This window comes from Pinirhizobacter sp., from assembly GCF_035317885.1.
In the GTDB taxonomy this organism is placed as follows: domain Bacteria; phylum Pseudomonadota; class Gammaproteobacteria; order Xanthomonadales; family Rhodanobacteraceae; genus Pinirhizobacter.
The window spans coordinates 1-6,987 of sequence record NZ_DATHFX010000436.1 but is presented as its reverse complement, the minus strand read 5'-3'; the positions used below and the strand labels follow the sequence as shown (position 1 = coordinate 6,987).

General features: G+C 61.7%; 6 protein-coding genes. 4 read left to right on the top strand and 2 right to left on the bottom strand.

All coding sequences use genetic code 11. From position 1 onward, the window contains the following. From VK519_RS14375 to VK519_RS14360, 4 genes are all read left to right on the top strand, one after another. On the top strand, positions 1–978 hold a 978-nt coding region (locus VK519_RS14375), incomplete at its 5' end, for a trypsin-like peptidase domain-containing protein (RefSeq protein WP_324350862.1). Positions 979–1,111: 133 nt separating this feature from the next. After that, positions 1,112–2,710 (top strand): LysM peptidoglycan-binding domain-containing protein, encoded by a 1,599-nt coding sequence (locus VK519_RS14370; RefSeq protein WP_324350861.1) that lies wholly within the window; start codon positions 1,112–1,114, stop codon positions 2,708–2,710. 26 nt (positions 2,711–2,736) lie between these two features. Further along, on the top strand, positions 2,737–3,450 hold the full coding sequence (locus VK519_RS14365; protein ID WP_324350859.1) for an HAD family hydrolase: 714 nt from the start codon (positions 2,737–2,739) through the stop codon (positions 3,448–3,450). A 72-nt stretch (positions 3,451–3,522) separates the two neighbouring features. Further along, on the top strand, positions 3,523–4,896 hold the full coding sequence (locus VK519_RS14360) for a leucyl aminopeptidase family protein (RefSeq protein ID WP_324350858.1): 1,374 nt from the start codon (positions 3,523–3,525) through the stop codon (positions 4,894–4,896). Positions 4,897–5,806: 910 nt separating this feature from the next. Here the strand turns inward: VK519_RS14360 and VK519_RS14355 are convergent. Together VK519_RS14355 and VK519_RS14350 are read right to left on the bottom strand one after the other, a co-directional pair. Then, on the bottom strand, positions 5,807–6,211 hold the full coding sequence (locus VK519_RS14355; protein ID WP_324350856.1) for a hypothetical protein: 405 nt from the start codon (positions 6,209–6,211) through the stop codon (positions 5,807–5,809). Continuing rightward, positions 6,198–6,987 (bottom strand): RHS repeat-associated core domain-containing protein (locus VK519_RS14350; protein ID WP_324350854.1); only part of this gene is annotated, 790 nt, incomplete at its 5' end. The genes VK519_RS14350 and VK519_RS14355, both read right to left, overlap by 14 nt.

Genomic DNA, 6,987 nt, shown 5'->3' with positions numbered 1-6,987 from the left:
GTGGGGTCCGATCCCGACACCGACGTGGCGCTGGTGAAGATCGATGCCGACAGGCTCACGGCGCTGCCTGTCGGCGCGTCGGATGCATTGCGTGTGGGCGATTTCGTGGTGGCTGTCGGCGACCCGTTCGGGCTGGGTCAGACGGCGACGTCGGGCATGGTCTCGGCGCTTGGGCGTTCGGGCCTGGGTTCTAAGGGCTACCAGAACTTCATCCAGACCGATGCCTCGATCAACCCCGGCAACAGCGGCGGCGCCCTGGTGAACCTGCGCGGCGAGTTGGTGGGCATCAACACGATGATTTTCTCTCCCTCGGGAGGGAACGTGGGCATCGGCTTTGCCATTCCTTCCAACCTGGCCTCGCAGGTGATGGGCCAGATCCTGAAGTTCGGCAAGGTGCGCCGCGGCACGCTGGGCCTGGAAGTGCAGGATGTGACCGCGCGCGTGGCCAAGGCGCTTGGCGTGGCGGCCGGGCAAGGCGCGGTGGTAACCAGCGTGACGCCGGGGACGCCTGCCGATGTCGCCGGTGTACGCGTGGGCGATGTCGTGGACACGGTGGATGGCAAGACCGTGCGTTCGGCACAGGATGTGCGCAATGCCGAAGGCCTGTTGCCGCTGGATGCGTCGGTGCAGCTGACGGTGTCGCGTGGCGGACAGACGCGGCAGGTGTCGGCGAAGATCGAGCCGGAGAAGCTGGCATCGGTGGAGGGAAGCGCCATTGATCCGCGCTTGGCTGGTGTGGTGTTCAGCGATCTGGCGGGCGACCAGCGCAACGATGGTGCCTTCGGCGTAGCCATCACATCGGTGAAGAAGGGATCCGCGGCAGACGACTCAGGTCTCCGGGCGGGCGATATCGTGGTGGGCGTGGGGCAACGGCAGGTGGCTAACGTCAAGGCGCTACGGACGTTTGGCGGTGGACAGGCCCGACAGCTCTTGCTTACGGTGGTGAGGAGTAACTCGGTGTACTACGTGGTGTTGTAATTCCTGGCAGCGCGGCCCCGGCTTGTTTTCCCTGTCGACATAACTGAATAAGGCCGGGGTCGCGCGTTGCCTTTGGTAACGCCATAATTGCGAGATATCGCCGGTCCCGGTCCTTCTCAGGTAGCTCGCTTCTATGTCCCTTCGCCTTGCACGTGTGGTCTCGATCGCCCTTCTTACCGTGGCGGTATCGACTTCAGTCTTTGCCGCGGCCGGCCCGCTGATCTGGCGTGGTGATGTCACCGTGGCGCGCGGCGTGGTGGGCGACGTGGCCAAGGCATGGGAGAAGGCCGGCAACGGCAAGATCGATGTGCAGTCGTTCAATACTGCGTCGGGCCTGGAGGCTCTGGAGAAGGGCCAGGCCGACCTCGCCGGTACCGCCCGCCCCGCCTTCGGTGCGGCCGAGGCCGGCCTGACGTTTACCCCGGTGGCCTGGGACGGCGTGGTGCTGATCACCCACGCGTCCAACCCGGTGACCAACATCACCATGCAGCAGCTGCACGATATCTATTACGGCAAGATCACCAACTGGAAGGAACTGGGCGGCAAGGACGAAGGCATCAACGTGTACGCCGCGGCCAGCCCGGGCGATGGCGTGGAATGGAGCCTGCGCAAGCTGGTGTTCGGCCGCGGCAACCAGCCGGTGGCGGCTCCGCGCCTGTATGTGAACCAGGCGAAGCTCGAGGAAGGCATTGGCCTGGACACCCGTGGCTTTGGCGCCACGACGCTGTCAGGCGCCGCCGGCAACAAGAAACTCAAGATGATTTCGGTCGACGGCGTGGCGCCCAGCACCTCCTCCGTCGCCAGCGGCGCTTACCCGCTGTACACCCAGCTGTACCTGGTGACCAACCCCGCCAGCCCGAAGGCCGCCGACGCCAAGGCGCTGGTGGACTTCGTCACTGACGGCGCCGGCAAGGGGCTACTGCGTTCGCATAGCCTGCTGCCCTACGCCGATGGCGCCGCACTGGTGTCGGCCGACGCCGGCCGTCGTGCAAAGATCCTGGCAAGCGTGGGCGCCAAGGCCAGCGCTTCGGAGCCGCTGACCACCGCCGCTCCCGCCGTGGCATCCGCTCCCGCCGCAGCGGCCGCCGCGCCTTCGCGTCCGCTTACCAAGGCCGAGAAGCTGGCTGCCGCGCGTGCTGCTGCTAAGGAAAAGGCAGCTTCCGCTCCGCCGTCGCAGTTCGCCGGCGTCACCAGCAGCGTGTTCTCCAGCGCGCGTGCGGGCTTCGCGGGCATCACCAGCGACGCCATCACTGTCAGCGACCAGGCGGCGATCGGCGGCAAGTTCGCCAAGGTCACGTCTGATGCGGTGACGGTCGCGGGCAAGCCGACGGCGAAGCCGGCTGTGGTTGGGGGTCAGAGTAATAACTCTGACCCCGGTGCCGCCGCCTCCGCGGCTCCGTCGCAGGCCGAGATCGCCAAGGCCGAGGCCGAGCGCAACGAAGCGATCGCCAAGGCGGCTGCCTCAAAAAAAAAGACTAGTGAACCTGGCGTAGCGGCGAAGGTTGGGGGTCAGAGTCATGACTCTGACCCCGGCAAGAGCAACGCCAAGAGCATCGCCAAGTCGGCCAAACCCACCAAGGCCACACAGACCTACACGGTAAAGCCCGGCGACACGCTGTACTCCATCGCCAAGAAGCACAACGCCGACGTCGCCATGGTCCGCAAGTGGAATGGTTTGAAGGGCGACAACGTGAAGCTGGGCCAGACCTTGAAGGTTGGCGGTCCGCGCTGACCCTTCGCTCGTAAATTCACCCGTCCATGGATATCCGCGCTGTTTCGTTCGATCTGGACGACACCTTGTGGCCGGTGCTGCCGGCCATCCTGGAAGCCGAACGGTGCGTGGACCGGTGGCTTCGCACACACCATCCGGATGTCGCCCGGACTTGGTCGGTACAGGCCCTGCGTGACCTGCGCGATCAAATTGCCGATGAGCACACCCACCTGGGACACGACCTGGGCGCGCTGCGGCGACTGACCATGGAACGCGCCTTCGCCGCTTGCGGCGTGACCAATCCCCCAGTGGATGAGGTCTGGAACATCTTTTATGCCGCCCGCAATAACGTGGAGCTATTCCCCGACACGCTGACGGCGCTAGAGCGCATTCGCGCCCACGTGCCGGTGGCGACCCTCACCAATGGCAATGCGGACCTGACAGTGATCGGCTTGCATCACCTCTTCCACCAGCATGTGAGTGCTGCCCTGGTGGGCGTGGCCAAGCCCGACCGCCGCATCTTCGAGCTGGTAAGCGATCGCCTGGGCGTGCCCGCGGCCCACGTGCTGCATGTCGGCGACGATCCCACGATGGACGTGCGTGGGGCGAAGGAAGCCGGAATGCGCACCGTATGGTTCAACCGCGAGGGTGGCCCATGGCCGCTGCCTGATGAATTCCGCGCCGACCTCGAATTCACAAACCTGTCGTCATTGGCCAGTTGGCTGGACGATCATTTTGATCAGGCGCAGCCAGCAGCCTGATCCACCGCGTACAATTGGTCCAGGGAAGGGCATATCGCCGGCTCGCCGGCACCCAAAAGGAGTTCGTAAAGCATGGCTTCGCTCATTGCACGCAGCGCAGTAAACGGCCCGGTGACGTTGATCGAGCCGGTCGATGCGCAGCACCTGCCGAACGTCCGCGACAGGCTGACAAGTGCACAGCAAGCCTGGCTTGCCACCACGGGCTTCGATGGCGCCCCTGGCAGCGCCACCCTGCTTTCCGACAGCGAAGGCGGCCTCGACCGCATCCTTGTAGGCGTGGACCCGAGCGATCCGATGTCCAGCCTGGGCGGCCTGCCCTATCGCCTGCCCGTGGGCAACTACGCCCTGTCGGGCGATGGCATGCCGATCGACGAATTCGCCGCCACGCTTGGCTGGGCGCTGGGCGCTTACCACTTCGGCCGCTACCGCAAGGCCCCGCGCCTGCCGGCGACGCTGGTAGTGGTGGATGAAATGCTCGAGTCCCTGCAGCCGCTGGTGGACGCGACCCTCATCGTCCGCGACCTGGTGAACACCCCGGCCGAAGACATGGGGCCGGAAGAACTTTCAGACTTCGTCAAGACACTCGCACGCGAGCACGGCGCGAAGCTGCGCGACTGGGTGGGGGATGAACTCATTGGGAATTTCCCCACCATCCATATGGTGGGCCGGGCCAGCCACCGCGAACCGCGCCTGATCGAACTCACCTGGGGCGATCCTTCGCACCCGAAGCTGGCGGTGGTGGGCAAAGGCGTGTGTTTCGACTCCGGCGGCCTGGACATCAAGCCCGCCGACGGCATGCGCTGGATGAAGAAGGACATGGGCGGCGCAGCCCACGCCATCGCCCTGGCCTCGCTGGTAATGACTACCAAGCTGCCAGTGCGCATGACGCTGCTGGTTGCCGCGGTAGAGAATTCCATCGCAGGCAACGCCATGCGCCCCGGCGACATCGTGCGCACTCGCGCCGGCCTGACGGTGGAGATCGACAACACCGACGCCGAAGGCCGCCTGGTTCTGTGCGACGCGCTGACCTATGCCAGTGAGCAGAAGCCCGACCTGATCGTCGACTTCGCCACCCTCACAGGCGCCGCCCGCGTCGCCCTGGGACCCGACATCCCGGCCGTCTTCACCAATGACGACACGCTGGCGACGGACCTGATCGCCGCCGGCCGCCGCGTGAACGATCCTCTGTGGCAGCTGCCTTTGTGGCGACCGTATCGCCGCATGCTCGAAAGCTACATCGCCGACTTCGCCAACGCCGGGGTTTCGCGCCATGCGGGCGCGGTGACCGCGGCGCTGTATCTGGACCGGTTTGTTCCACAGGACATGCCGTGGCTGCATCTGGATACGTATTCGTGGAATGACGCGGACAGGCCGGGTAAGCCGAGGGGTGGTGAGGCGCAGGGCTTGCGCGCGTTGTTTGCGTTCTTGCAGACGCGGTACCTGTAAGGCTCCGCCCCCGACTACTCTCGACGGGTACGGTTACCGGTGCCGAGTTACTAACGATTTGGATCGTTAAGCACAATATATACAGCCACACACACCAGCATGATGGACGTAGCCAGAAGGCAACGAATGCGGATGAGGGCAGTAGCATGAGATGGCAGCGTGGGCTCGATTTTTGCTCCCCCAAAAAAGAGTTTCATCAGTGACCTGCGATCTGCGCTTGAGGATAGGCTTCCCGTAATTGTCGCGTTGCCAATGCGCTGCCCGCTCTTGGCCAGCCGCCTAGAGAGAGAGTACCCCTCAATTAAGTACCAGCCATTCACCACGATGATCGTCAATATTATTAGTCCAAGCATTCTTCATACTCCACGCGTGTTGAGGGGCGGCTAAAGGTTATAGGCTCTGGGGGTGTCGGGCTCATGATCGGCTGAATGTCGAATTCGCGCCAAAATAGAACTCTTCAAGCTCAACCTTGGTCGGCGCGGTGTTTCTAACAGTAATCAGCAGTCTATGCTCGACTCCGATCTTCCTAACCGAAGCTTCAACAGGAAAGACCGCACAGACTGTCGGGATCTCCGCTGGCGACGCACCTGCCACAGAAGCACTTGCCACACCTATCGCCATGCTGGCGAAGAGCACGTCCCTGCGCATTGGCTTTTCCCCTGGCGTGATCGCAAATTCTTCGGCACTCACAAGAACTGTGAGGCCCAGGTATTGGACGGTCAGCGTGGCTCTTCAGCGGATGAAAAGCTTGTCGATCAGGTCTTCAAGGACCCGCCCTTCCGCGGTTAGCTCGTAGCTACCGTTGAACCCGATTCTCTGCAGTGCTTCCGAGCACGCTCCGCGCAACGCCTCAACCTGCTCTCCGGACCCCACGAGGCTCTGCTGATCCAGCACCCCTGGAGCCGTTTTCCTAATTGAAAAATCCGATATGGAATTTAGAAATGATCTTGCCGTTGCGAATCAATGCGTAATAGTACGGATCTCCAACGTTCTCGGACCGGCTCGCCCTCAAGCAATTCACCAGGCGAAGTTGATCTCCTGGTCGAATGTTCGACGTCATTTCGATCCACTCCGGATACTTCTCCGGATTTGGGGCGCCAATCCTCTTCGCGTCTTCGATAACTTCGGATTGACTCAGCGGAACAGATGTCCTGCAGTCCGGAAGGCCTAACTGTTTGGCAATCGACTTTGGTTCCATTCTTACTGTCGCTGGCGCAGAAGTGCAACCTGCAACCACGAAAGCGATGGTGATAGCAGTGACGAATTCACGGGATCCGAAGGAATCCTTGTGGAGGCGGTGCTTAATGGATCGCATCTGAAGCATCGTTGAAAGGTATTTGATGATCATAGTTGAAATCGGGATTAGCCCAGCCATCATTAGGTAACCCAGCTCCTGAATAGATTGTATGAAGAATCTCGTGCCCAAATGTTTGGCCAAAATTAAGCGATTTGGCGCCATCTTTGTAAAACGTAATGGGCCCGTGGCCAGTCGTTGCTCCCCGATCAATGGGTGTGTATGCGATCAGACCGCGAGCCCCATCTTGAGCGTCGGCGATAATTTGAGTTGTCTCCATTTGATTAACGATGGTGGCTCCGCTCACATTTTGATCAGGAATTCCCAACGCCGAATTTCCTTTGATCGTAACCCCACCCCCATTCGCTGCGAGATTCTTCGCGGTGGAATATTTGGCTGTCATCGCGGCTTCCGCGCTTCGTATGCGACTTCCCATGTCGGCATGAAAAAACTTAGAAAATTTGCTTCCGCTCGATAGGGCTTGCTCTCTCGGAATTGTTTTCCCGTTCTTGTCTTTTACTTCATCAAATGTGCAACTGTCCTTCCCATCCACAGTGCTGCACTTCCGCCCGTCCGGGTCGGTATAACGCATGGGGTTGTTATTGGCATAGTCATATCGATCGAAGACAAACCCATCTCCTGCCTTGGGCCCTACCGGATCCACACTCAAAAACCGCCCCACCGCTGGATCGTAATAGCGCGCTTGCATGTAAACCAAGCCCGAATCAACGTCGCCAATATGTCCCGTGTACCCCGGGCCATTCGACGGCGAGCCCAGCGTTTGCGTGCCATAGGGC